The organism is Halomonas sp. KG2, from assembly GCA_030440445.1.
Taxonomy (GTDB): Bacteria; Pseudomonadota; Gammaproteobacteria; order Pseudomonadales; family Halomonadaceae; genus Vreelandella.
Map to the genome: position 1 here is coordinate 768,262 of CP098528.1, position 25,617 is coordinate 793,878.

Annotated in this window: 23 protein-coding genes; 12 read left to right on the forward strand and 11 right to left on the reverse strand. The window is 53.4% G+C overall.

What is annotated here, in order from left to right; translation table 11 throughout:
* Window positions 1-37 precede the first annotated feature (37 nt).
* Both NDQ72_03690 and NDQ72_03695 read right to left on the reverse strand, forming a co-directional pair.
* Entirely contained in the window at window positions 38-1,234 is a 1,197-nt protein-coding gene (locus tag NDQ72_03690) for a homoserine O-acetyltransferase (GenBank protein ID WKD29060.1), read from the reverse strand.
* A 77-nt stretch (window positions 1,235-1,311) separates the two neighbouring features.
* Window positions 1,312-2,484 carry a UbiH/UbiF/VisC/COQ6 family ubiquinone biosynthesis hydroxylase gene (locus NDQ72_03695; GenBank protein ID WKD29061.1) on the reverse strand — a complete coding sequence of 391 codons (1,173 nt, stop codon included), beginning with the start codon at window positions 2,482-2,484 and terminating at the stop codon, window positions 1,312-1,314.
* Between the two features lie 115 nt (window positions 2,485-2,599).
* Here NDQ72_03695 and NDQ72_03700 point away from each other — a divergent pair, with 115 nt between their 5' ends.
* The 5 genes from NDQ72_03700 to NDQ72_03720 all read left to right on the forward strand — a co-directional run bounded on the left by NDQ72_03700 (window position 2,600) and on the right by NDQ72_03720 (window position 7,313).
* Window positions 2,600-3,448, forward strand: a complete 849-nt coding sequence (locus NDQ72_03700; GenBank protein WKD29062.1) for an NAD-dependent protein deacetylase — start codon at window positions 2,600-2,602, stop codon at window positions 3,446-3,448.
* A 47-nt stretch (window positions 3,449-3,495) separates the two neighbouring features.
* Window positions 3,496-4,971 carry a YdiU family protein gene (locus NDQ72_03705; protein ID WKD29063.1) on the forward strand — a complete coding sequence of 492 codons (1,476 nt, stop codon included), beginning with the start codon at window positions 3,496-3,498 and terminating at the stop codon, window positions 4,969-4,971.
* A 63-nt stretch (window positions 4,972-5,034) separates the two neighbouring features.
* Window positions 5,035-6,081, forward strand: a complete 1,047-nt coding sequence (dinB, locus tag NDQ72_03710) for a DNA polymerase IV (protein WKD29064.1) — start codon at window positions 5,035-5,037, stop codon at window positions 6,079-6,081.
* A gap of 143 nt (window positions 6,082-6,224) precedes the next feature.
* Complete coding sequence (locus NDQ72_03715) at window positions 6,225-7,046, forward strand: alpha/beta hydrolase (GenBank protein ID WKD29065.1); 822 nt, start codon at window positions 6,225-6,227, stop codon at window positions 7,044-7,046.
* A gap of 18 nt (window positions 7,047-7,064) precedes the next feature.
* Window positions 7,065-7,313, forward strand: a complete 249-nt coding sequence (locus tag NDQ72_03720; GenBank protein WKD29066.1) for a thiamine-binding protein — start codon at window positions 7,065-7,067, stop codon at window positions 7,311-7,313.
* Window positions 7,314-7,364: 51 nt separating this feature from the next.
* Here NDQ72_03720 and NDQ72_03725 read toward each other — a convergent pair whose 3' ends face one another.
* From NDQ72_03725 to csiR, 8 genes are all read right to left on the reverse strand, one after another.
* Window positions 7,365-8,669: a TRAP transporter large permease subunit gene (locus NDQ72_03725; protein ID WKD29067.1), complete on the reverse strand. Its 1,305-nt coding sequence runs from the start codon at window positions 8,667-8,669 to the stop codon at window positions 7,365-7,367.
* 24 nt (window positions 8,670-8,693) lie between these two features.
* Window positions 8,694-9,206 (reverse strand): TRAP transporter small permease subunit, encoded by a 513-nt coding sequence (locus NDQ72_03730; GenBank protein WKD29068.1) that lies wholly within the window; start codon window positions 9,204-9,206, stop codon window positions 8,694-8,696.
* A complete protein-coding gene (locus NDQ72_03735; protein WKD29069.1) occupies window positions 9,203-10,222 on the reverse strand; it encodes a TRAP transporter substrate-binding protein in 1,020 nt (339 codons plus the stop codon). The genes NDQ72_03730 and NDQ72_03735 overlap by 4 nt, the downstream gene beginning before the upstream one ends.
* A gap of 234 nt (window positions 10,223-10,456) precedes the next feature.
* Window positions 10,457-11,731 (reverse strand): 4-aminobutyrate--2-oxoglutarate transaminase, encoded by a 1,275-nt coding sequence (gabT, locus tag NDQ72_03740; GenBank protein ID WKD29070.1) that lies wholly within the window; start codon window positions 11,729-11,731, stop codon window positions 10,457-10,459.
* Window positions 11,732-11,972: 241 nt separating this feature from the next.
* Complete coding sequence (locus NDQ72_03745; GenBank protein ID WKD29071.1) at window positions 11,973-12,776, reverse strand: EAL domain-containing protein; 804 nt, start codon at window positions 12,774-12,776, stop codon at window positions 11,973-11,975.
* A 239-nt stretch (window positions 12,777-13,015) separates the two neighbouring features.
* On the reverse strand, window positions 13,016-14,230 hold the full coding sequence (locus NDQ72_03750) for a CoA transferase (protein WKD29072.1): 1,215 nt from the start codon (window positions 14,228-14,230) through the stop codon (window positions 13,016-13,018).
* Between the two features lie 22 nt (window positions 14,231-14,252).
* Window positions 14,253-15,431: an acyl-CoA dehydrogenase gene (locus NDQ72_03755; protein WKD29073.1), complete on the reverse strand. Its 1,179-nt coding sequence runs from the start codon at window positions 15,429-15,431 to the stop codon at window positions 14,253-14,255.
* An 83-nt stretch (window positions 15,432-15,514) separates the two neighbouring features.
* Window positions 15,515-16,204 carry a DNA-binding transcriptional regulator CsiR gene (gene csiR, locus NDQ72_03760; GenBank protein WKD29074.1) on the reverse strand — a complete coding sequence of 230 codons (690 nt, stop codon included), beginning with the start codon at window positions 16,202-16,204 and terminating at the stop codon, window positions 15,515-15,517.
* A gap of 262 nt (window positions 16,205-16,466) precedes the next feature.
* Between csiR and NDQ72_03765 the strand changes: the two genes are divergently transcribed.
* Genes NDQ72_03765 through NDQ72_03775 form a run of 3 tightly spaced genes read left to right on the forward strand, consistent with a single transcriptional unit; the run spans window position 16,467 to window position 20,029 of the window.
* Window positions 16,467-17,426, forward strand: coding sequence for a TAXI family TRAP transporter solute-binding subunit (locus NDQ72_03765; protein ID WKD29075.1), 960 nt, complete (start codon window positions 16,467-16,469; stop codon window positions 17,424-17,426).
* Window positions 17,427-17,470: 44 nt separating this feature from the next.
* Window positions 17,471-17,983, forward strand: a complete 513-nt coding sequence (locus NDQ72_03770; GenBank protein ID WKD29076.1) for a DUF1850 domain-containing protein — start codon at window positions 17,471-17,473, stop codon at window positions 17,981-17,983.
* Window positions 17,984-18,016: 33 nt separating this feature from the next.
* Window positions 18,017-20,029, forward strand: coding sequence for a TRAP transporter permease (locus NDQ72_03775; protein WKD29077.1), 2,013 nt, complete (start codon window positions 18,017-18,019; stop codon window positions 20,027-20,029).
* Between the two features lie 79 nt (window positions 20,030-20,108).
* On the opposite strand, the gene NDQ72_03780 is transcribed toward NDQ72_03775, so the two are convergent.
* On the reverse strand, window positions 20,109-22,637 hold the full coding sequence (locus NDQ72_03780; GenBank protein ID WKD29078.1) for a PBP1A family penicillin-binding protein: 2,529 nt from the start codon (window positions 22,635-22,637) through the stop codon (window positions 20,109-20,111).
* Between the two features lie 193 nt (window positions 22,638-22,830).
* Here NDQ72_03780 and NDQ72_03785 point away from each other — a divergent pair, with 193 nt between their 5' ends.
* From NDQ72_03785 to NDQ72_03800, 4 genes are read left to right on the forward strand one after another with little or no spacing between them, the layout of a single operon-like run.
* A complete protein-coding gene (locus NDQ72_03785; GenBank protein WKD29079.1) occupies window positions 22,831-23,892 on the forward strand; it encodes a pilus assembly protein PilM in 1,062 nt (353 codons plus the stop codon).
* On the forward strand, window positions 23,889-24,458 hold the full coding sequence (locus tag NDQ72_03790; GenBank protein ID WKD29080.1) for a PilN domain-containing protein: 570 nt from the start codon (window positions 23,889-23,891) through the stop codon (window positions 24,456-24,458). Before NDQ72_03785 ends, NDQ72_03790 begins: the two co-directional genes overlap by 4 nt.
* The gene (locus NDQ72_03795) at window positions 24,455-25,081 is read left to right on the forward strand and encodes a type 4a pilus biogenesis protein PilO (GenBank protein WKD29081.1); all 627 of its coding nucleotides are present in this window, start codon (window positions 24,455-24,457) and stop codon (window positions 25,079-25,081) included. The genes NDQ72_03790 and NDQ72_03795 overlap by 4 nt, the downstream gene beginning before the upstream one ends.
* Window positions 25,078-25,599 (forward strand): pilus assembly protein PilP, encoded by a 522-nt coding sequence (locus tag NDQ72_03800; GenBank protein ID WKD29082.1) that lies wholly within the window; start codon window positions 25,078-25,080, stop codon window positions 25,597-25,599. The genes NDQ72_03795 and NDQ72_03800 overlap by 4 nt, the downstream gene beginning before the upstream one ends.
* The last annotated feature ends 18 nt before the right edge of the window (window positions 25,600-25,617 follow it).

A 25,617-nucleotide genomic window follows, 5' to 3' on the forward strand; every position in this document is an offset into this window, starting at 1 on the left:
TCCAGGGAAGCCAGTGCTTACTTCGTTATTTCAAAAGCTATTTCAAAAACTCCCGCAGCGTTTCGCTGGCTTGGTCGATGGAGACGACGCCATCTAAATGACCGCGGTTGCCTTCCAGGGTTTCAAGCGTCACTTCGGTACCGTCGGCTTCTATCAGCTCGGCAGTGCGGCGCACGCCTTCGGGGGCGAAGACGAGGTCGTTTTCGCTATACAGCATCAGCGTCGGGGCGTCGATGGCAGCCAGTCCTTCTTCTAACGAGTCACCGTGGCCCGCCATAAAGAGCTGGTTGGCGCGAACCAAGTACAGCAGATGGTTGGCATCGGAAAGCTCGGCGCGGGCGGCGGCGACGTCATCCAGCGTTTGCTCAATGGCGTAGCGGGCGTTGATATCTTGAGCGGGGTCGCGCTCTTCGTCGGCCCAATCGCGGTTGAAGGTTTCATTGGCCCACTGCCAGTGATTGGCGTTGAGGGTGACGATCTTGAGGGCTTCTTTTAGGCCATCGCTGGGTGGCTCGCCATCGTAGTAGTCGCCCTCATTCCAGTTGGCGTCTAAGCGGATGGGCGCCGCCCAGGCGCTAAGCGTTGCCAGCAACCAGGGGTCGGTAACGCCGCCACCGATAACGGGAATCAACCTATCCACTTTGTCAGGGTAAGCACTGGCCCATTCAAACGCTTGAAGCGCCCCCATCGAGGCACCCATGACCGCGTGTAGCGATTCAATGCCCTGGCTCTCTAACAACGCCCGCTGTACCTCGACAAAGTCACGAATCGTTACCACAGGAAAATCCATTCCCCACGGTTCGCCGGTGTCTGGATTGATAGAGGCGGGGCCAGTGGTGGTGACATTGGGGTCGTGGGCGTTGAGGTTCACCAGCGTATCGGACGCAATAATGTAGTACTCGTCGGTATCCAGTGGTTTGCCGGGGCCAATGATGGCATCCCAGTAGCCGGTTGGCTCGCCATCTGGATCATAACGACCTGCTGCGTTGCTGGTGCCAGAGAAAAAATGGGTAATTAAAATAGCATTGTCACGGGCGTCGTTTAATTCACCGTAGGCTTCCCAGCCCACCGCAAGTTCGGGAATTGTTTCGCCGCCTTGGGTGGTGAAGTCTTGCATCTCAAAGACTTGTTTTTCGACGACGCCATCCCAGGCCAGTAGCGGTGATGCTGCAAGTAACCCGAGGCTGGTAACTGTCACCACGGTCAATAAAGAGTGTCGCTGCTTGAGAACCATACGCCTTCCTTAAATGAGGGATTGTTATGATTATTGTTGGCAACGGCTGCGTTGCCACCCTCATAGCGTAGTCGGCTTTAGCGCATTTTAAATGGGTTTAGCCCGTTAGCTTGTTGCATCATCATGCGTTTGGCGAGCGGTACGCGTTCGGCAAGATGTAGGCTGAGATCACCCAGCTGGCGTAGCGGTTTTGCACCGGTAAACAAGTGATGGAAGCTGTCGGTGGCGGCAATCATGGCTTGGTTGGCCAAGCGGCGCTGGCATTCGAAGCGGTGCAGGCTGATAGCGTCACCTGGGTCGCGGCTTTTGATGATCAGCTCTGCCAGGGTATCGGCATCGTGCAGGCCAATATTCAGCCCTTGCCCTGCCAACGGATGCACTACGTGGGCGGCATCGCCAATCAGGGCTAAGCGCTTGCCGATATAGCGTTTGGCGTGCTGGCGTCTAATTGGAAAGCTCGCCTTTGCGACCACACGGGTTAGCTTGCCTAGCCGCTTGGGAAAGGCTGTTTCAACGGTCGTTTTTAGGGCGTCGTTGGAGAGCTGTTCGCGGGCTTTGGTGGCTTCGTCGCTGTCATACCACACCAACGATGCACGATGGCCTGGTAAGGGAAGCATGGCAATCGGGCCGGTGGGGGTGAAGCACTGCCAGCTAATATCCTGTTGGGGTAGCTCGGTTTCCACGTTAATAATCATCGCCCGCTGATGGTAGTCGTAGCTACTAACGGCAATGCCAGCAAGTTCTCGTAGCGTCGAATGCGCGCCATCTGCGCCAACAATCAAGCGGGCGCTTAAGGTTTTGCCGTTATCTAACTCCAGCATGCGGCCGGTGCTGGCCGCCATGGTGCTGAGCGGTGCGCACTGGGTGTAGCAGGTCACGCTGGGAAGATTCTCTAAACGTTGCCACAACGCATATTGCAGGGTGCGGTTTTCGATAAAAATGCCGAAGTCGTCCATACCACTGTCCTGGGCAGAAAACAGCGAGTGGCCGGAGCCATCCTGGTTGGCGACATCAATATGACGAAACGGGCAGCAGCGCTCTTCGGGAAGTACGGTGCCGCTCGCTTTTACAAACGCCAATGAACGGGCATTGAGTGAGGAGATACGCAGGTCATAATCGCCGCTGAGCGGGGTGGGGGCGCTGCCGCGTTCTACCAGCCCAACCGACATGCCGGTATGGCCTAAACGAGCCGCCAGAGCGGCACCCACCATGCCACCGCCGACAATGATAATCTCGTGATCCCACTGCATGAGACACTCCTTACGTTGAATAACGAGGGCATATTGCATACCCCTTTATTGTCATACAGTATCGGTTACTTGTCGCAGTGTTGCATAGGGTGATCCATTGACGCAGGCCGTGGAAATGACAGATAGCATCGCGCAGGCGGGGAAAGCGCTGGCGGAGTTTATTGAGCGCCACCCTAAACTGTGGGTGATTACTGGCGCGGGAGTAAGCACCGACAGCGGCATTCCTGATTACCGCGATGCCGACGGGCAGTGGAAGCGACCGCCGCCGGTACAGCATGGCGATTTTATGGCCTCACTTGCCGTGCGCCAGCGCTATTGGGCGCGGGCGCTGATCGGTTTCAAAGCCATGCGTGAAGCCCAAGTGAGCGGTGCGCATAAAGCGCTAGCGGCGCTTGAAAGCATGGGCTATGTGGAGCTGTTGGTGACACAGAACGTAGACCGTCTGCATCAGCGGGCGGGTTCTAGCAAGGTCATTGATCTGCACGGACGAGCAGACGTGGTGGCGTGCATGACATGCGGTTATCAACTTATGCGTCACGCCATGCACAGCGAAATGGCCAGGATGAACCCGCGTTTTGCAGCGCTAGATGCCCACCATGCGCCCGACGGCGATGCGGATTTAGAAACTGATTTTTCGACGTTTAAGGTGCTGGATTGCCCGCGCTGCCAAGGCATCTTAAAGCCCCAGGTTGTCTATTACGGCGATGTGGTGCCGCCAGCGCGGCGCTTGGCTGCCCAAGCAGGGCTGCAAAACGCCGATGCCGTGTTGGCTGTGGGTACCTCGTTGATGGTGTATTCCGGCTACCGCTTCTGCCGTGATGCCCACGCCATGGGTTTGCCGGTGGCCTCGCTGTCGTTGGGCGTCACTCGCGCCGATGCGCTATTAACCCATCAGTGGCGTGCGCCGTTAACACCAGTGTTAGAGCATGCTGTCGGCTGTTTGCAGCAGCGTTTACTTGACTAAAGTGCTAGGGTATTAGGCAACGATTGTCACCAACAGCGGAGTCGCCCGTGCTGTCATTTGAACACCAGTTTGCAACGCTTCCCGAGCCACTGTGGATGGCCTGCCAGCCCACGCCAGTGAGCCAGCCCACGCTGATTGCATTTAATGAGCGCCTGGCAGAAACGCTGGGGGTTAAGACAGGGCTGAAGAGTAAGCCTGATGATGCCACCCTTGCCCAGTGGTTTAGTGGCAATCAGTTGCCGCCGGGCGCAGAGCCACGGGCGCTGGGTTACGCTGGGCATCAGTTTGGTAACTTTGTACCGCAGCTGGGCGATGGCCGCGCATTGTTACTGGGGGAGGTCATCGACCAGAATGGCATACGGCGCGACGTTCAGCTCAAGGGCAGCGGGCGCACGCCATTTTCCCGTGGTGGTGATGGTCGTTCGCCGCTGGGGCCGGTGCTGCGGGAGTATCTGGTCAGTGAATTTATGGCTGCAATGGGCGTACCCACCACCCGTGCGTTAGCTGCTGTTTCGACCGGTGAGCGAGTCGTGCGCCAACTGCCTGAGCCCGGCGCAGTATTTACTCGCGTGGCAAGCAGTCATATTCGTGTGGGCACCTTTCAATTTGCTGCGGTACGCAGAGATGAAGCTGCCCTGAAAGCGTTGGCCGACCATGTGATTGAGCGTCACTATCCCGAAGCCGCTAGTGCAGACGATCCTTATTTAGCCTTGTTAGAGGCGGTGGTTGCTCGCCAAGCAGCGCTGGTGGCGCGGTGGATGAGCCTTGGGTTTATTCATGGCGTGATGAATACCGACAACTGCAGCATTGCCGGAGAAACCATTGATTACGGCCCCTGTGCCTTTATGGAGCAGTTTGACCCGCAAAAAGTCTACAGCTCGATTGATCAAGGCAAGCGCTATGCCTTTGATAACCAGCCCGCCATTGCTCAATGGAACCTAGCCCGCTTTGCCGAAACGCTGCTGCCGCTGATGCGCGAAGAGGGCGATACCGTCGTCGAGCAGGCCACCGATATCATCCGCCGCTTTGGGCCACTGTTTGATGCCGAGCAGCGCCGCCTGCATGCGGATAAGCTCGGCCTTGCAGCAGACAGCGACCAAGCGGTACCGCTAATGGAGATGCTGGAAAGCCAGATGCACCAGGGGCGGATGGATATGACCGCCACCTTTGATGCGCTGACACATTACGCCAGCACCTCAAGTGAAACGCATAAAGAAGCACTGCTGGCGCTGACCACCCAGCCCAATGAGTTGGCGGCATGGCTAGATAAGTGGCAAGCCGCACAGGTTGCCAGCCAAGACAGCGAGCGCTTAGCGGCTATGCGGGGAGCCAATCCGGTTGTTATTCCCCGCAATCACCGCGTTCAGGAAGTTATTGATGCGGCTTACGAGGGCGATTTTGCGCCGTTTCACAGCTTACTTGCTGTGGTCACCCAGCCCTTTGATGAATCCGCACAAGCACGCCGCCTTGCAGCCCCCGCAACGGAAAACGAGCAGGTACTAAGAACGTTTTGCGGTACGTAACCTCGGCTTTTCCTGTGGTAAACTGTGATTATCTACAGGTAAGGGCGGAGGCAAGGGCAACCTGTGCGCAAAATTATTCATTGCGACTGTGACTGCTTCTACGCAGCGGTTGAAATGCGCGACAACCCAGCGCTTAACGATGTGCCTATTGCGATAGGCGGCAGCGTTGAGCAGCGCGGGGTTGTCGCTACCTGTAACTACCCCGCCCGCGAATTTGGCATCCACTCGGCCATGCCCATGGCGCAGGCACTCAAACGCTGCCCACATTTGACCGTTATCCGCGGTGATATGGCCAAATACAAAGCGGTGGCGCGTCAAGTATTTGCGATTTATCGCGATGTGACTGAACTGATTGAACCGCTCTCGCTAGATGAAGCCTTTTTAGACGTTACTGATATTTCCCTGTGCAACGGCAGCGCCACCCGGATGGCCGAAGCGATTCGCCAACGGGTTAAGCAGGAAGTAGGCATTACCGTCTCGGCAGGTGTCGCACCCAATAAGTTTCTTGCCAAAATTGCCAGCGACTGGCGCAAGCCCGATGGTCTGTTTGTGATCACGCCGAACGATATCGATGGCTTTGTGCAGCAACTGCCGGTCAAGAAAATCCACGGCGTAGGGCCGCGCACGGCTGAAAAATTGGCGGGGTTGGGTATTCAAACTTGTGCGGATTTGCGGTCTCGTCCGCTCACTGAGCTGGTCGAACAGTTTGGCCGCTTCGGTCATCGGCTGTTCGAGCTTAGCTTTGGGCGCGACGAGCGACCAGTGAAAACTCATCGTGAGCGGAAATCGATCAGCACCGAGCAAACTTACTCCCAGGACTTACCCACCCTGGAAGCCTGTCGCCGACAATTACCAGATCTGCTCAACGACTTAGAGCAGCGCTATGCCAGACTAGACCCCGCGCCCGGCGTGCGTGGCGTCATGGTCAAGGTCAAATTCAACGACTTTACCCAAACCACGGTTGAACACGCCGACCCAGCACCTAGCCTGGATCAATTCGAATCCCTGTTAACTATTGGTTGGGCGCGAGGGGAGAGGCCCGTTCGGCTATTAGGCGTGGGCTATCGTTTGGCAGAAGAAGCCACCGTTCAGCAACTCTCGCTGTTTTAATTAGCCTGTTAATACTTATGTCGATTGACGCTCATACAAAGGCGCGTTAAAACAGACGTATGATAGTTTGTCTACTTGCTAGCTAGTTAGCGTGGGTGCTGCTGCCACGCTGCTTTCCTGTCTTCCTACCTTGCGAGCTAACCATGTCTGCCCATGCCACCCAACGCCCTCGTTTAGTGTTTGCCCATGCGAATGGCTTTCCTGGCTTAAGCTATCGCACGCTGCTGGAACCACTGGCAGAGTCGTTTGACCTCCATCCGCTAGATCGATTGGGGCATCACCCGGATTACCCGGTGAACCATAACTGGGGCAATTTAGTCGATGAACTGTTGAGCTACTTGCCGGTTACAGACGCGCCGTTATTGGGTGTTGGTCACTCGTTAGGCGGTACGCTGATGGCCATGGCGGCAGATAAACAGCCAGAACGCTTCTGCGGCGTCATTATGCTTGACCCGCCGTTGATGCTGGGGCCGGATGCCTGGGTGATGAAAGCGGCGAAGCGATTTGGTTTTATGGACCGCATCACCCCTGCTGGTAAAACCCAGGGGCGGCGCAGTGTGTGGCCTAGCCGAGAAGCCATGGCTGACTCGCTGCGCCGCCGTGGGTTATTTCGCCGCTTTACCCCAGAGGCATTGAACGACTACATTGAAGCAGGCACGCGCTTGCTGGATGACGGTAGCGCTGAGCTAACCTTCGACCCAGGTATTGAGGTAGAGATATTTCGCCATCTGCCGGATCATCTATCGGGATTGCCACGTCGCGTCGGTGTGCCGATCCACCTGGTAGCAGGGCAGGAGTCGCATTTACTCACCCCCACACGGGTCAAGCGGCTTCAGCGTCGTGGGTTAGCTATCAGTGAGGTTCCCGGTACTCATATGTTCCCTATGGAACATCCTGATGAGACACGGGCGGCTATATTGGCGGCATGGCAGAGCTTTTCACAGGGAGCCAGTAAGCGCGCATAAAGCGTATAAGGAGGCAGGATGTATCTTTCCGTACAGCTAAGCTATTACCCACTGGCCGATGATTTTAAGCCAGTGGTGAAAGACGTGGTAAAACGTTTGGAAGCGACAGGATTAGAAGTTCACCCTAATCGAATGAGTACCCAGGTGTTCGGAGAGTTCGATGCGGTGATGACCGCTTTAAGCGATGTGATGAAGTGGTCGTTCGAGACTCACGGCAAAGCGGTCTTTACGGCTAATTTCCTCGAAGGCGACCGACGTCCGCGTTAAAGCAACGCCGCCCGATTGGATCGGGCGGCATTTTTTAACAGCTACCTGCACTTAACCGGCCATGACGCTGGGCAACCATAGGGCTATTTGTGGCCAGATACTGACAAGCAGTGCGGCTACACACATGAGCAGGAAAAACGGTAGCGAAGCCCATGCCACGCGGCTGATACTTTCGCCTGTCAGGCTTTGCAGCACAAAGAGATTGAAACCGACGGGCGGCGTAATTTGTCCAAGCTCAATCATGATAATCAGGAAGATACCGAACCAGATGGGGTCAAACCCCGCTAGCAAGACAATCGGCAGCGTGATTGGCAGGCTCATCACGGTAATCGAAATGCCATCCAGGAACAGCCCCAGCACAATATAGAAAATGGCCAGGGCAAACAGCAGCACCATGGGGCTGAAGTCCTGCTCGGCAATCCATCCGGCCAACTCACGCGGCAGGTGTAGATACCCCATCGCCGTGGATAAAAGCGTGGCCGCGATGAGAAGGCTACAGACCATAATCGACGTTATTAGCGTTCCACGAAATGCATCAACAAACAGCCTGATGCTTAACTGTCTTTCAAACCCTAATAGCAGCAAAGTGGCGCCGACACCCACCGCTGCCGCCTCTGAAGGCGTTGCAATACCGCTATAGATTGATCCAATCACGATGGAGATCAGCACCAATATGGGCAGCAGCAATACAAAGGACTGCCAGATCGTCTGATCAGATATCACACTCTTCGGTGCCAATGATGGCGCCATCCATGATCTGAAGCCGATATAGCAGCTGTATAGAAAGGCTATCAACAGCCCGGGCACAACTCCCGCCATAAACAGCTGACTGATGGATACTTCGGCCTGAACACCATAGACGATCATCACAATCGATGGTGGTATCAATAGACCCAGGCTACCGGCACCCGCCAATGAGCCAATGGATAGGTTTCTGTCGTAGCCTCTCTGTTTCAGCTCTTGCGTGGTAATTTTACCAATCGTGGCCGTTGTCGCCGCACTCGAACCGCTCACCGCCGCAAACAGGGTGCAGCCCAAAACATTGGTATGCAGAATTCCGCCGGGCAAGTGGCTGGTAATCGGCACCAGACCCTTAAACAGGCGCTCAGAGATATTGGAGCGAAATATCAGTTCTCCCATGAGAATAAACAGGGGAATCGCAGATAACTCCCAGCTATTGCTAGCTCGGTATAAAATTCGCGATAAAATCAGGCCAATGCGGTCTGCACTGAAATCTCCAAACAGCCAGAGAGAGCCTATGGAAACTGCCAACATGGCGGCAAAAATCCATGTCCCCATGGTCAGTAAGAAAAGCAGCAGAAACGCAACGCCGATAGCCGTCCAAAAAATGTCCATGAGTCACTTCCCATCAGTTAAATCTTATTCAGCTACAGGCAAGTACTGAGAGCGCAGCATCAGTATTTTCAAGGCTCTGACAAGAAGCGAAAAAGAGATCAGCCACATGCCAATCAGTATGGCGCCTTCAGGTATCCAGATAGGCGTTTCCGCGAGTGTTTCACTGACCACACCGCGGCTAAAGCTTCGCTGAACATTCTGAAACCAGAACGTAGATATCCATAAAAAGCAGCTGGCAGTTAATAGGCTACTGAAAAACTCAAGCGGCCACCGCCTATTCACCGGGATACGCTCAAGTAACAGGGAAACTCTGATAAGCCCCCCTTTTTCAAGTACATAAGGAAGGCCCAGAAAAGACATAGTGGCGACTGCATAGCCAATATACTCATCCAGGATATAGGTGGAGTGGCCAAAGAACCTCAGTGCTATCTCCAGCAGAATATGCCCCAGCATGTAAACAATCAGCATGATAGCAATCACTGCACCGATCCTATTAAGCAGCATGGAGATACGCTCCATGCCTTTTAGCAAGATCATTGCTGGCCTCTGAACTCAGTCAAAATTGACTGACCCATATCACCGGTGTTTTCAAGCCAGTTCTCAACAACGCTGGTGGATGCTTCAGAGAGGGCATTCAGCAAATCAGCTGAGACGGGGTCACTGATAGCTACGTCATGCTCGCCAAGCGTCTGGTAGTTTTCTTCGGTACGGACCTCAACCGCCGCCCAGTTATGCTGGTCGGTCAGGTTGGCTGCTTCAAGAAGGGCTTGTTGCTGTTCAGCGCTCAATGAATCAAATACGGCCTTATTCATATGGACCATATTAAGCGGAATGGCATATTGAACCGCTGAAAAATGATCTTGATGTTCCCAGAAACTGCCGTTGGCGCCGGCTTCTGCCGAGGTTAATACCGCGCTGATGCCGCCGGTCGCCAACTGCGGCACCACATCGCCCCAGGACAGACTCACAGGGGAAGCTCCCACGTTGCGAAAGGTCTCCGTTCCATTGCGATCAAAGGTACGGATTTTCAAATTTTCAAGATCGCTCTGATTGGCTATTGCTGTTTTTGACCAGATACCGCTGGGTGGCCAGGGAGATGCATAGAGTAATATTTGATCATTATCTTCAAATACCTCTTCATAGTAGGGTTTAGCTATTTCATATAGGCGCCGTGCATCTTCGATGTCTTCTACAATAAACGGTAAGGAAGAGAGCAGAAAAATAGAATCGATCCCGCTCATGGTGCCCGATAATGTATCGGCTATATCAACGGCTCCATCGGCGACAGCATAAAAGTGGTCACCTGAGTTAAAACCTAATGCTCCCCCCGTATGCAGCGTAATACCTATATCGCCATCTGTTAGCTCTTTTACTTTATCAATAAAGTAAGCATCTCCCTGAGCATGTATTGACGTAGCGTTATATTCATTAGAAAAATCCATATTGATTGACTGTGCATAGGAGTAGCCGCTAACCAGCAACATGCCTAACACCATGGACGCTTTACTGACCGGTTTAAAACTGCTGTTTTTCATAGTAGTTTTAGAAATCATGCAATCTTCCCCACTGTTTATTATTGAAGATATTTCTTAAACTACAGTCATTGACCAGCCAGCTATTTCTAATAGCGACGAGAAGGGACTGAATAGCGACAGGGCGGTTGAAATCGGTCTGGGAGGGGGGCTTTGGCTTGTGCTGGTTCCTTGCACTGGTTCTTGCACTACGTATACAAGAAATAGTCAAACGCCGCCCGATTTGGGCGGCGTTAATCTTGGCGCTAATAGTTTTTAAACCAGCGACTCCAGGCAAGATTCGATAATATCCAGCCCTTCGTTGAGGACGCTGTCTTCAATCGTGACAGGCATCAAAAAGCGAATCGTATTGCCGTACATGCCGCAGGAGAGCAGGATCAACCCTTCCTCACGGGCTTTCTTACACAGCGCTGCGGCAAGTTCTGGATTGGGCGTGCGATCCGTTTTGTTCGAGACCAGTTCAAACGCTGCCATAGCGCCCATGTTGCGTACATTATCAATGCAGTCGAACTTGGTCTGCCACTCGCCAAAACGAGCCGCTAGCTTTTCACCCAGCGCTCGGCTTTTCTCAAGAATGTTTTCCTCTTCGAATACTTCCATCACGGCCAGTGCCGCGGCGCAGGCGGTAGGGCTACCGGTATAGGTGCCGCCGAGCGAGTTGGGGCCTGAGGCGTCCATGACCTTATCGGTGCCGACAATCGCAGAGATTGGCATGCCGTCAGCCATGCTTTTCGCCATGGTCATGATGTCCGGCTCAACGCCGCTGTGCTCAATGGCGAACATTTTGCCGGTTCGGCCAAAGCCAGACTGCACTTCGTCGATGATCATCAGCATGCCATGCTCATCGCAAATTTCGCGGATCTTCTCCAGAAAGCTTTTCGATGCAGGATAGAAGCCGCCTTCGCCAAGTACCGGCTCCAAGACAATCGCGGCGGTGTCTTTTGGGTTGGCGTCGGTTTTCAGGGTCATTTTCAGACCACGAAGGGCTTCGTCTTCGCTGACGCCGTGGTAGGGCACCGGATAAGGCGCGCGGAAGACCGTGCCTGGCATCGGGCCAAAATCGCTTTGATAGGGAGCTACTTTGCCGTTCATGGCCATGGTGTAGAACGTTCGGCCGTGATAACCGCCGTCAAAACAAATGACGTTAGAGCGACCGGTGGCAGCGCGGGCAATTTTAACGGCATTTTCCAACGCTTCTGCACCGGAGTTAGCCAGCATTACTTTGGCGTGGCCGCGAACCGGTACGAGGTGGCTAAGTTTTTCAGCAACTTTTACATAGCCTTCATAAGGCATCACTGTTTGGCAGGTGTGCATCACCTTATCCAGCTGGGCTTTCACCGCAGCAACCACTTTAGGATGGCGATGGCCTACGTTCAAAACGCCAATACCGCCTGCGAAGTCGATAAAGCGATTGCCGTCGGCGTCCCAGATCTCAGCATTCTCAGCGCGATCCGCAAAAGCAGTGGCGGGGCTGGCGGCGCCCGCTGCGACATACTTCTGCTTCAGTTCGTTTAGCTCGGCGTTGCTCATGGCTCAACTCCTTTGGGTGTTGGATGTTGCCTGTGAGAAATGTGCAGTGTCACTGTTTATGTGACAGGTTCGGTCGTCATTGTTTCAAATTCGTTATATAGACGATAAAACGGGGGTAATGGGTAGTAGGTGACAGACAGCAGGTGACAGACAGTCGTTAAAAGACGCTGATTAAAAGATAGTAGTTAATGGAGGGTAGTTAAAAGACAATCGGTAATAGGCAGTAGATAACAGGTCTGCATCAGTAGCTTGATGCTTCTAAGCCTGCGTACACCTCTTCTCTTAAGTCTAATAATTGTGAGGTTAGGTCTGGGCCTAAGGAATTAATAGCCGGCTTGGCGTAGAAAAAGCCTTGTTGACGAACAATGCCCGCCCGCGCTAGCCATAATGCTTCTTCGCGTGTTTCTACCCCTTCGGCAATGAGCGTCATGTTCAACTCTTTAGCTAGCAAAATGATGGAGTTGAACAGCGCTTGGCGACGCGTATCATGGTCACAGTTCATCACCAGCTCGCGGTCGATTTTGAGTTTGTCCGGTGTTAGGTCAGTCAGCAGATCCAGGTTGGCATAGCCATTGCCAAAGTCATCAAGGGCTGTTTTAAAGCCCATCTCGCGATAGGCTTCGATGATATTGCGCAGGTGCTGGCGGTCACGTACGCGTTCGGTTTCAGTGATTTCAAAAATTAGCCGCTCCATTGGCCATCCCACGCGTCGAGAAATATCAAGCGTTGCTTGAATGCAGGCTTCCGGTTCGTAGACAGCATTGGGTAAAAAGTTGATTGATAACGCCGTTGGCATATTCAAAGCGCTTGCCATCTCAATCGCTTTAACGCGACAAGCTTGATCAAACCGATACAGTAGGCCGTCAGTCACCTGAGAGATAACGCTCCAGGCAGATTCGCCATTAATCCCTCTGGCAAGCGCCTCATGTGTCACCACGCGAGCAAGTGACACGTCTACAATCGGTTGAAAGGCCATAGTGAAATCAAAAGGAAGGTCCCCCTCGCATCGTTTGCAGCTACCGTCTACCCGTGCGCAGTGACCCATGAAATCCCCCTATAGCAGTGCGCCAAGTTACTCGCTGGCCAATCTACGTTAGCCGTTGCCGGTTAATTTAAAATTTTTTTTAACTATCTAATCATAGACGAAGTCAGTTTAGTCGCTTGTGAACTTTTCGTATAGGTTTTGTATAGAAATTGATAGGTGCGCCGTAGCGACAAAAAAGCGCCCAGGCGGGCGCTAAGATGAATCGTTAAGTAGATATGAAAAAAGGAGAATAACGAGCGTTAAATAATGCCAGCTTGTTGCAGTGCGTGGCGCTGTTCGCTGGTAATGCCAAGCTCGTCAAGCACCTGCTGCGTGTGCTCACCCAGTGAGGGTGGGGGAGTCTGAGCGCTGATGGACTCGCCGTTGATACGGATAGGGTTCGCGACTAAATCGACGTGACCGGCTTGGCTGTGGGGAAGCGTTTGCTTCAAGCCACGTGCTTTGACATGGGGGTCGTCGAAGACGCGATCCAAGGTGTTGATTGGCCCGCTAGGCACACCGGCGGCTTCAAAGGCAGCCAGCCATTCATCAGTTTTCTGCGTTAGTAATACAGCCTCCAGTAGAGGAGCCAATACAGTGCGGTGCTGCACCCGTGCGCCGTTGGTGGCGAACCGTGGGTCCAGCGGCAACGTTGGCTGATCGATCACTTGGCAGAAACGCTTAAACTGCTCGTCATTACCGACGGCAACAATCATATGGCCATCGGCAGTGGCAAATGCTTGGTAGGGAACGATATTGGGATGTGCATTCCCCAGCCGCTGAGGCACTTGACCGGAGGTTAAGTAGTTGAGCGCTTGGTTCGCCAGTACGCCCACCTGCACGTCCATCAACGCCATATCAATATGACATCCAACGTTGCTATCGCGGCGCTGGTAAAGCGCTGCCAGCACGGCATTGGCGGCATATAGGCCGGTGAAAATATCGGTAAAGGCAACGCCGATTTTGACGGGGCCACCGCCGGGTTCATGATCAGGCTTGCCAGTCAGGCTCATAATGCCGCCCATTGCCTGAATCATGAAGTCGTAACCGGCGCGGTGTGCGTAAGGGCTTTCCTGGCCAAAGCCGGTGATTGAACAGTAGATAAGCCGAGGATTCAGTGCCTTCAGGCTCTCATAGTCCAGACCGTACTTTTTCAAACCGCCCACTTTGAAGTTTTCAAGTAACACATCGGAGGTGGCGACGAGCTGCTTAATCAATGCCTGGCCTTCAGGCTTGGCCATATCGACGGTGACCGAGCGTTTGCCCCGGTTGGCGCAGAGGTAGTAGGCCGACTCTGAACTGCCAGAGAGCCATGGAGGGCCCCAGTGGCGAGTATCATCGCCGCTGACGGGGCGCTCTACCTTGATCACATCAGCCCCCATGTCTGCGAGCATTTGCCCGCACCACGGGCCAGCCAGTACACGTGAAATATCGAGTACTTTGATGCCTGCTAGTGGCTTGGCTGCTGTGCTCATTAAGTGCCTCACTTGTCGCTATTTAGAAAAATGCCTGAATACCGGTCTGGGCACGGCCCAAGATTAAGGCATGTACATCGTGAGTGCCTTCGTAGGTGTTTACCGATTCCAAGTTCACCATATGACGAATAACGCCGTACTCATCGGAAACGCCGTTGCCGCCGTGCATGTCGCGAGACTGGCGAGCGATATCCAGCGCTTTACCGCAGTTATTGCGTTTGATGAGTGAGACCATTTCCGGTGCCCAATTGCCGCTATCCATCAGGCGACCTACCTGTAGTGCTGCCTGTAAGCCCAGGGTGATCTCGGTTTGCATGTCTGCGAGTTTCTTCTGGATCAACTGATTTGCAGCCAGCGGGCGGCCAAACTGTTTGCGGTCTAAGGTGTATTGGCGTGCGGCATGCCAACAGAACTCAGCGGTGCCCATAACGCCCCAGGCAATGCCATAACGCGCTTTATTCAAGCAACCGAAAGGTCCTTTTAAACCGCTAACGTTAGGCAATAGGTTTTCTTCAGGGACAAAGGCATTGTCCAGTACGATTTCACCGGTGATGGAAGCGCGAAGCGACACCTTGCCTTCAATTTTGGGGGTGCTGAAGCCTTCGGTACCGCGCTCAACAATAAAGCCTTTGATTTGATTGTCGTGGGCGGCGGACTTTGCCCAAACCACCGCAATATCGGCAATCGGGCTGTTGGTAATCCACATTTTGGCACCGGTTAAGCGGTAGCCGCCGTCAACTTTTTCTGCTCGAGTGATCATTGAACCAGGGTCTGAGCCATGGTCAGGTTCGGTTAAACCAAAACAGCCGACCATTTCTCCGCTGGCGAGCTTAGGTAAATATTTATGCTTCTGCTCTTCAGAGCCATAGGCTTCAATCGGGTACATCACCAGTGATGACTGCACGCTCATGGCTGAGCGGTAGCCTGAATCAACGCGCTCTACTTCGCGGGCAATCAGTCCGTAGGCCACATGGTTCACGCCTGAGCCGCCATATTCCGGGGCAACAGTGGCACCCAGCAGGCCAAGCTCACCCATCTCGCTCATGATCTCACGATCAAAGCGCTCTTCACGAAAAGCACTCAGCACGCGTGGCTGCAGGTTTTCCTGGCAGTAGTCGTGAGCGGCATCACGAATTTGGCGCTCTTCATCGGTGAGTTGGTGTTCGAGCAGCAGCGGGTCGTCCCAGTTGAAGCGGGTCATGGCGTGAACTCCTACGTAGTCATTTTGATACGATCCAATGTATCGTCGTTTTATTGAAATATCTACATTTTAAAATAAACAATTTAATTGATCCCTCGTTCCTCGAGAACACGGGTAATAATCGGGACCGGTGTCATTAAGTGATCACGCATGAGGTTGGCCGCTTGCTCTGTATCACGAGCCAGGATGACGTCTACCAAGGCGGCATGCTCTTGTCTTTTGATTTCAAGTGCCTGGGGCGACATCACCGTTTCCTGCAACCACAGGTGGCGGTAGCGTTCTACCTGATCAAACAGCGTGTCGCGCATCTGTAACAGGTGTGGCGAGTTGCAGCCGCTAGCAATGGCGGTATGAAATGCCTTATGGCGCAAATCCCAGCCATCAAGCAGCTCATCGGGGGAGCTGACCTCGGTCACTTTAGCTAGCCGATGAGCGGTGGCGAGGACATTGGCTTCCCAGTCGTCGTCGCCGCGCTCAATGGCCAGGCGCAAAATCAGGCCCTCTAACTGAGCGCGTGCGTCGTAAATATCGTTCAGCTCGGCCAGCGACATGGGGGCAACGCGATAGCCACGTTGGCTAATCGCAATCACCAAGCGGTCGGCAACTAATTGGGAAAGCGCTTCGCGTAGAGGACCGGTACTGGCGCCGTAATACTCCTTGAGGCGGCTCATTAAAAGCTTCTCTTCAGGCGCATAACGGCCGCGAATGATGTCGTGCTTCAGGGCGCGGTAGGCACTGATGGCTAGGTTCGGGCGCGGCGCATCGTGCTCCATGATATCTCCTTAGGCCAACGTTGGGCGTGGCGATCTGCATTAACTAATCGCTATTATCAATAAATTTTAGACATTTAGCACAGGTAACGACATTTATACGGATGCCATCGGCGAATAGCGTTGCATTAGCATCTCACGCTAAAGCCGTGCTAACGTCATTGCACCGCGTTTGCTTGCCGTTTACGGTAACCAGAGGCTGGGACTTCACACCTCCTTATCGTCAACCATACTTATAAGTCCAAACAGGACGGAGGAACCGCTTATGCGAACTCTAAAATATACAGTGGCAGCATCCATGTTGGCTGTTGCACTTCCAGCCAGTGCGCAACAGCTTTCAATCGCGACCGGCGGTACCGGCGGGGTTTATTATCCGATCGGCGGTGGCTTCGCTGAAATGATTAATAACCATATTGAAGGCGCTCAGGCGACTGCTGAGGTTACTGGTGCCTCAGTTGAAAATATGGGGCTGATTATGCGTGGCGACGCCGATTTGGCGCTAGCGCTGGCAGACACGGTTTATCAGGCTTATAACGGCAGCGGCGACTTTGACGGTCGTCAGATTGAAAATACCCGTGCTCTGGCCTCTGTTTACCCGAATGCGGTGCAGTTGGTAACACTGGCTGAGTCGGATATCGAGACCATTGCTGACCTGGCTGGGAAACGCGTTTCCGTGGGTGCACCAGGCAGTGGCACCGAGCTAAATGCACGCGCCGTTTTGGAAGCCAACGGCATTAGTTATGAAGATTTTACCCCTCAGCGGCTTAATTTTAACGAAACCGCAGATGCCATTCGTGATGGTGATATCGACGCCGGTTTCTGGAGCGTTGGACCCCCCACCAGTTCTATTCTTAACCTTGCCGCTACCCGTGATATCCGCTTAATCGGCCTCTCCGATGAAGAAGTTGCCAACGCACAGGAAGCGGAGGCAGTGTTCGCGCCCTACGAGCTGGCAGCGGGTATGTATGACGGTATGGACGAGTCTGTTCAGACTATCGGTGTTCCTAACGTCTTGGTGGTGAATTCTGATATGGACGAAGAGCTCGCTTACCAACTGACTCAACTACTGTTTGAAAACACTGATGAGCTAATTGCTGTTCACCCGGCCGCCAACGACACTACCATTGAGTTCACCATGAACTCTACGCCTGTGCCGTTGCATCCGGGAGCGATTCGCTACTTTGAAGAAGTAGGAGCGGATATTCCTGATCGTCTGCGCCCTTAACGGTTAAAGGGTCTTGCCATAGACATTGCCATAAGGATATTGCCATGCAGTGGCAACAACGACTGATGGCGCTACTTTTTGCATGTCTACCGCTCACCGAAGTGGGGGCTTCCCCCGCTTCGGTGAATGCGTCTATGCGTTTAGCTGTAGTGACTGAACAAGGCGATGTTCTAGTGGATGCGCTGGTGCCTTCAGAAGGGCGCTGGTGTATCCAGTGGCGACACTCTGTTGAGCACTTTACGGTACTGGATTGTTATCGTAATGCGGCAGGCGTTATGCAACTTGAGCGTAGTCATCAACCAGACTTTGCCGCAGGGCTTGGTCATATCTTTGGCCGTGGGGAACAAGTCTCAGATGGTGAGGGCGGTTATTGGATTAATGCTATTAATGAGCCCGTAGCAAATAACCGTTATGCATTAAGAGTCGGTTCTCCTGCCGTCAATCACCAAGTGGTGTGGCTGAATGGTGAGCATTCACCGGTGAGTTTAAGTGAGTACGCAGCCGGGCAACGTGTGATTATCCAATTATTATCACCTAGCACCGCTCCGCGTGAATAAAAACGATAGTAGTTAACGCTTCCGAGGACGTTCATGAACGAATCCACTCCACCGCCGGTTGTGATGCCCGGCGCGAATGCGATGCAGCCCCGCATGGTTCTGTGGTGTATCACCGTGGTTGCGGTGGGGCTTTCACTCTTCCAGCTCTATTCTGCTGGTATCCAGCCCCTTGGGCTTTTCTATCAACGCAGTATTCACTTAGCGTTGATTATGCTGCTGGCATTTTTGATGTTTCCTGTGTTTGGGCCAACGCGCAAACGTGGAGTGCTGGGGTGGGGCATTGATCTAATTTTCTTTGCTGGGGCTTTGACTACCGGTGGCTATCTGGTGCTCTTTTTGGATGAGATTATCAATCGAGCCGGCTTCTGGAGTGACACCGATATTTTAGTGGCCTGTATTGCGACGGTTACTGTGTTGGAAGCAAGTCGTCGAGCCGTTGGGTTTGGCATGACGGTGATCGGCCTACTTGCCATTATCTACGCATTTGCAGGGCCTAGGGGCGAACTGCCATGGCTAGGCGAATGGATGCCCGGCATTTTAGAGCATCGTGGCTATACCTTGGAGCGCGTCGCAGGGCAGCTCTATTTAGGACAAGAAGGCATCTTTGGTTTGCCTTTGGGAGTTGCGGCGACCTACATCTTTATATTTGTACTCTTTGGTGCCTTTTTGGAAAGCACTGGCGCTGGCAAGTTCTTTATTGATATGGCCTATGCTGCCACTGGCCGCCAGCGGGGCGGCCCTGCGAAAGCTGCCGTGCTGGCTTCAGCCGGTATGGGCTCTATTTCGGGTAGTGCGATTGCCAACGTGGTGACCACCGGGGCATTTACCATTCCGCTGATGAAAAAGCTGGGCTATCAGCCAAAGCAGGCGGGAGGAATAGAAGCAGCCGCCTCTACCGGTGGGCAAATTATGCCGCCTTTAATGGGGGCCGGGGCGTTTTTAATTGCGGAATATACCAACACGCCCTATTTGGAAATCGTGAAAGTCAGCATTCTGCCGGCGATTATGTACTTTGCAACGGTGTATCTATTTGTCCATATCATTGCATTGAAGCAGGGAATGCAGGGATTGGCGAAAAGCGAGTTGCCGCAAATGCGCCAAGTCATGATAGATGGCTGGCACTTCCTGCTTCCTCTAGCGGTACTAGTGTGGCTGCTAGCGATGAGTATGTCGCCAATGCGCGTGGGGTATTACGCCGTGGTCACCATCATCGCTGTGGCGGTTCTTCGTTATGCGCTTTGGTACTTCTTTATTGCTCCCAAGCAAGGTCAGCCGGTCACCATGAGCCGCACCAAAAGTGTGGTGTGGGCGGGGCTCGTTAAGTTGGTTCAGGGGTTGGAGCTGGGTGCGCGGAATGCCGTTGCGGTTTCTATGGCTTGTGCCGTGGCGGGGATTATTGTCGGCGTTGTGGGCCTGACAGGGCTAGGGTTGAAGTTTTCCTCAATGATGCTGGCTTTTTCTGGCGGCAACCTAGTGTTGGCGTTGGTGATGGTGCTGCTGGCAAGCTTGATTTTGGGGATGGGGCTGCCGGTTACCGCGAGCTATATTGTCTTGATTGTGCTGGTGGGCCCAGCGTTGACCGCTGAGTTTGGAGTGCCGCTACTGATTGCTCACTTAGTGGTGTTCTGGTACTCCCAAGATTCCAATGTGACACCGCCTATCGCCCTGGCCGGTTTTGCGGGGGCCGCAATTGCAGGCAGTAAACCCATGGAGACTGGCTTCCAAGCTTGGAAATTTGCCAAAGGTCTCTATTTAATTCCGCTATTTATGGTGTTTAATCCAGAAATCATTGTCGGTGGCCCCGTGCCAGTGGTGGTTTGGAATGCGCTGATTGCTATTTTGGCACTGTGTGCATTTGCTGCCGCGCTTGAAGGTTATCTATTTACCAAGATGTCTTGGTTGCCGCGTTTGGCGATTGGCGCTGCTATTTTCGGGGTTTTCTACCCAAATCTGCTAACGGAAATTGCGGGCGTGGTGGTGATGATTGCCGCGATTGGTGCCAACTGGTTTGCCAGCAAGCGAGAACGTCTGCCGATGGACGGCTAATCGTAGGGCGTTAATGTACGCCATAAAAAAAGCCCGGAGACCATTAGGTCTCCGGGCTTTTGCTTTGTGCAGGTACGGCTTAGAAAATGGACTCTGCGGTACCAGACCCCTGCGAGCCACTGGCTTCTTCCAGTTCACGACTAATGCGACGTTGCTGGTAGCCGGGAAGATGGTCACGGTGGAAGAGCTCAGAAATGCCCCCTGACTGACCATCCGCCAAGCGGTATCCGGTGGAGGGGTCTACCCGTGCGCTAACAACAGTATCCGGGCGTTCGGGTATCGCTGAAGGGGTGCCTTCTAGTGCATCGCCCATAAAGTCAACCCAGATAGGTAGTGCTGCGTTAGAGCCATATTCAGCGGTGGACTCGTTGCTATCTTTGCCTACCCATACTGTGGTCACTAAGTCGCTGTTAAAGCCTGCGAACCAGGCATCACGCTGGTTATTGGTGGTGCCCGTTTTGCCGACGATATCGTCGCGGTTCAGGCTAAGAGCACCACGACCGGTGCCAGACGTAATGACGTCACGCAGCATGTCGCGCAGAATATAGACAGCAGCAGGGTCAGCGACCCGAGCAGCTACAGGGTACTCCTTGCCGTCGATTTCAACTGTTTCCTGCCCCTCAGCGCAGCTAGGGCAGGCAACCTGAGGTGTTGCTTCATCGACAAGTTCCTCATCATCGTTACGCGTGACGCGTTCAATAAACCATGGCGCGACCTGAAAACCACCGTTGGCAAGAACAGAATACGCGTTGGTCATTTCCATGGGCGTTAAACTGGCGCTGCCCAAGGCGAGAGACAGCCCGCGTGGTAGGCGATCGGGGGAGAAGCCAAATCCTTCTAGGTAGCGAATAGTATGGTCCAACCCCGTGGCTTGAAGCACACGAATGGTGACCAAGTTACGCGAACGAGCAAGCGCTGTTCGCAAGCGCATCGGGCCTAGGAAATCACGGCTTGAATTGACTGGGCGCCATAATGAATTACTACCGTCATCTAATACGACGGGGGAATCATTGACCACGCTTGCTGCGTTCATACCGCCGTCTTCTAGGGCTGCCAGATAGATGAACGGTTTAAAGATGGAGCCGGATTGACGCTGAGCCTGGATAGCACGGTTGAACTTACTGGCATTAAAATCAAACCCGCCTTGTAAGGCTAAAATAGCGCCAGTGCGTGGATCTTGTGCAACCAAAGAGCCTTCGGCGTCGGGGCGCTGCGACAAGCGTAGCGATCCATCTTCGTTTTCAATCACGCGGACTAAGTCGCCGCGAACAGCAATTTGATCCGCGCTACTTGGTTCGGCACCACGACTGCGTGGGCTCAAATAGGGGCGTGCCCAGTTTAGGCCGCTCCAGGCAATCGTTTGCAGTTCGCCACCGCGAGTAAGTACCTGCATTTCACGGCCACTGCTCTCAACCACAATCGCTGGCTGAAGCAGGCCATAGTTGGGCGTGCGCTCTAATACCTGCAGCCAGTTGCTGACGTCACCATCGACACCCTCAACTTGTGTTTGGCTACGCTCAGCTGCTTGGCGAGCGGTTTGACGAATTTCCGGTGATTCTGAAAGTTCCTCTTCAAGCCCTTGAGTAGCGGTTTGCTCTTGAGCTTCTACCAAGCTGGCTGCGATATCTTGCTGTTCTGAACCGCGCCAGCCATGGCGAAGGTCGTAAGCCAGCAGGCCATTTGCTAATGCTTGGTGGGCATAGGGCTGCATTTCGCTATCAATCGTGGTGTAAATTCGGTAGCCACCGGTATACGCCTTATCGCCAAATCGTTCGATGGCATATTGGCGAGCCATTTCTGAAACATAAGCCGCGTCGACTTCAGTTTGGGTGTAGTGCCGGCGGGCTGTCACCGGCTCCTGCACCGCCGCTAGATAAGCATCATTATCAATATGTCCTAGCTCGCGCATGCGAAACAGAATCCAGTTGCGGCGAATAAGCGAGCGTTCTGAATTGGCCAGTGGGTTAAAGGCTGAGGGTGCTTTAGGCAGTCCCGCGATCATTGCCGTTTGAGCCAGCGTTAATTCCGCCAATGGCTTGTCATAATAAGTCTCTGATGCGGCTGCGATGCCATAGGCGCGATGACCGAGAAATATCTTGTTGACGTAGAGCTCGAAGATTTCATCTTTATCAAGAATCTGCTCCATTTGTAGGGCAAGCAGAATCTCGCGAATTTTCCGCGTGAATGTCTGGTCAAGCGTCAACATATAGTTACGCGCAACCTGCATGGTAATGGTCGAGCCGCCAGACTGAATGGAGCCGCCACTCTGGACCAGTTCAACCGCCGCCCTGGCGATACCACGAGGATCAACGCCTGCATGATCAAAGTAACTGGCATCTTCCGCTGCGATCAGCGCGTTGATCATGTCCTGTGGGATATCAGCGAAGTCGACGGGCATACGGCGCTCTTCGCCAAATTCACCAATGAGTTTGCCATCATTGGTGAAGATGCGAAGCGGTGTATGTAGCTCGAAATCTTGCAACTGGCGTACATCAGGCAGGCCAGGGGAAAAATAGATAGCGGCACCCACCACTGCCAACACGGTGGCGCCAATGAGCGCAACGATTAGCGAAAAAAGTGACAGGATGAGGGTTCGAAAAAACGTCATGAACAGAGTGCACCCGTGAAAAGGAGAATAGACACGGTAACTAAACGACCGTATCACGCAATTGGCTGCCATTATAGGAAGGCGAGGCAGCAGTCACCAGTGTTGATATGCCGTAATGCCATTCGCGTGTGACTTCACTAAAAATCATGTAACCTCAAAATTCGCACGATAGGCAGGCGGAGCCGAACCCAGGATGCGTTTACTCAAGCCCGGTAAAGGGTTGATTGGCGTCGATATTACATCGGCGACCGTCAAGCTGTTAGAGCTCAAACAGTCTAACGATAACTACCAAGTAGACAGCTACGCTGTTCAACCGCTGCGCGAAGGTGCAGTTGTTGAGCGCCGCATCCGCGACATTAATGAAGTGGCGAGTGTGCTTCGGCGTACTGTCGAGCGTGCAAAGCCCTTTACTCGTAAAGCAGCAGTGGCCGTCCCAGCGAGCGCTGCCATTACTAAAACGCTTACTTTTCCTGCTTCGTTAAGCGAAGAGGAAATCGAAGAGCGAATAACCGCCGAATCTGACCGCTATATTCCCTTTCCGTTCAGTGAGGTGGCGTTTGATTTTCAGTGCCTAGGCCCTGCTCCTTTCGATGAGAGCCAGCAAGAAATTGTTTTAGTAGCGTGTCGTCAGCAAGACGTGACTCTGCTTACCGAAACGCTGGAGCGTGCGGGGCTGGAGCCTGTCGCTGTCGATGTAGAAACGTTCGCCTTAGAGCGCGCATTGGCCGAGCTACGTAAGCAGTCAAGCGCGGCAAACGACTCAGCTGCTTGTGTGGGGCTATTCGACATCGGGGCCAATATGAGCGCTTTCCATGTCGTGCGGGGTGGGCATATTGTTTATAGCCGTGATACGGCGTTTGGCGGACGCCAGCTGACAGAGGCCATCCGCGACTATTACCACATGAACATCGCTGAGGCCGGAGTTGCTAAAAAGCGTGGCGGTCTTCCAGGCGACTACCAAGAGAAAGTGCTCACTCCTTTTCTAGACACGCTGGTACAGCAGGGGAGACGCTCGCTGCAGCTTTATTACACCGCGGGTCGTCAGCATGAGGTGCAACATACTGTACTTGCGGGTGGTTCTAGTGTCATTCCAGGCCTCGCTGAGCGTATTGCTGATGATAGTGGTATGTCGGTGAGTATCGCCAACCCATTGCAACGTTTGCGCATTAACAAACGGCTAAGTGAAGAAGCGTTAAGAAACGATGCCCCAGCGATGCTAACGGCGGGTGGGTTGGCGATGCGAGTTAGCCAATGAGCATTAATATTAATCTTTTACCCTGGCGTGAGGGGTGGCGAGAGAGACGGACGCGGCAATTTTACGGTGTTATGTTGTTTATGTTGCTGCTGGGCGTGGCGTGTGGCGTTGTGGTATTGCACGTATATCAACAGCAGTTAGCTGCCCAGCAGCAGCGCAATGCCCATATCTCTACTCGTATTGAGCAGTTAGACAATGAAATCGCTGATGTACAACGCTATCAGGGCGATATCGGGCGGTTGGAAGAGCAACTGGCGCTGTTCCACACGCTTAATAACGAACGCATGAGTACAGTGAGGCTGTTTAACGATATTGCTGCTAGCGTCGCCGATGGGGTTGTCTATCAGCGTCTGTCACGTAGCGGACAGCGAATCAGTCTTTCAGCGGTTGCCAGTAATGAACGTCAGGTCTCTGAGCAACTTCGCCAAATTGCAGCTATACCAGGGTTAGGCGCACCGCTGTTTTCCGAGGTTGCTAGTGGCCAAGATGACAGTCGGCGTGTTTTCCAGTTTGAAGTAAGGCAACTGTCTCCTGAAGAAGCCGTTTCCATGGAGGCGGCACCATGACGCCTATCCGTGAACGCATAAAAAATGATTGCCTGCGTCTGCGCAGCGTTGAATGGCAATCGTTGGATATCAAAGAAGCAGGTGAATGGCCCTGGCTGCTTAAAGCCGTGATAGCGGTACTTGCTTTTTTAGTTGCTCTATTAGCTATCAACGGGTGGCTGGTGGGGGAGGCTCGCGATTCGCTTGCAGCAGAGCAGCGTCAAGAGGAGCGTCTGCTGGTCGAGTATCGACGCAAGGCGTCTGAAGCCGCTTTTCTGCCGGATATTCGCAGTCAGTTGACTGCTCTTGAAAATCAAATGGTGCAGATGCAGGCGATGCTGCCTACCAGTGCAGAAATTCCTTCTTTATTAGATAGCATCAGTGATGCCGCTATCGAAAATCGACTAACCATTGAAACTATCCGTTTGCGACCTACGGTGAGTAACACGCACTATATAGAGCACCCCTTAGATATACAGGTACGCGGTGATTACCATGCATTGGCGCAGTTTGTTTCGGACATTAGCGGTTTGGCGCGAATTATTACCCAGCACGATTTAACGCTAGCGCCTGTTGAGCAGAATGGCGACACGCTACGCATGTCGCTGCTTGCACGCACTTACAGCGAAAAGGCTGCACCATGAAGCGTTTGGTAGGCCTGCTGTGTATTGCTGGCTTAGCTGGCTGCAGTGACCCTCAGCTGGGGCAGTTAGATCAAACCCTTGCAGAAATACGCCGTACTGCTGATGGGAAAGCGCCCGAGGTAGTGGAGACATTGCCAACGTACCAGTCGCTCGATTATCGCTTTAGCGATGCGCGCAGTCCCTTCTTAGCACCGGAGGATGTGCGCGAAAACGTATTGCAAGTGGAGCAGGCAGTGAGCGAGTTTGCCCCCGAACAGCAGCGCGCTCAAGAGCCTTTAGAGCGTTTTCAACTCCAGACGTTGCGCTTAGTGGGTACGCTACGTATGGGGGCGCAGCAAGTTGCATTGATTGAGCCTCCCGAGGGGGAGGTTGTTAGTGTTCGAGAAGGTGATTATTTAGGCACCAACCATGGCCTTATTAACCAGATTGAACCACAAGGAATCACTATTGTTGAACGTGTTTTTAGCCCTCAGCAAGGGTGGCAACAACGCCAGGTAACGCTCACCCTTGAGGAATAGCTTCTTCACTCGCTATCA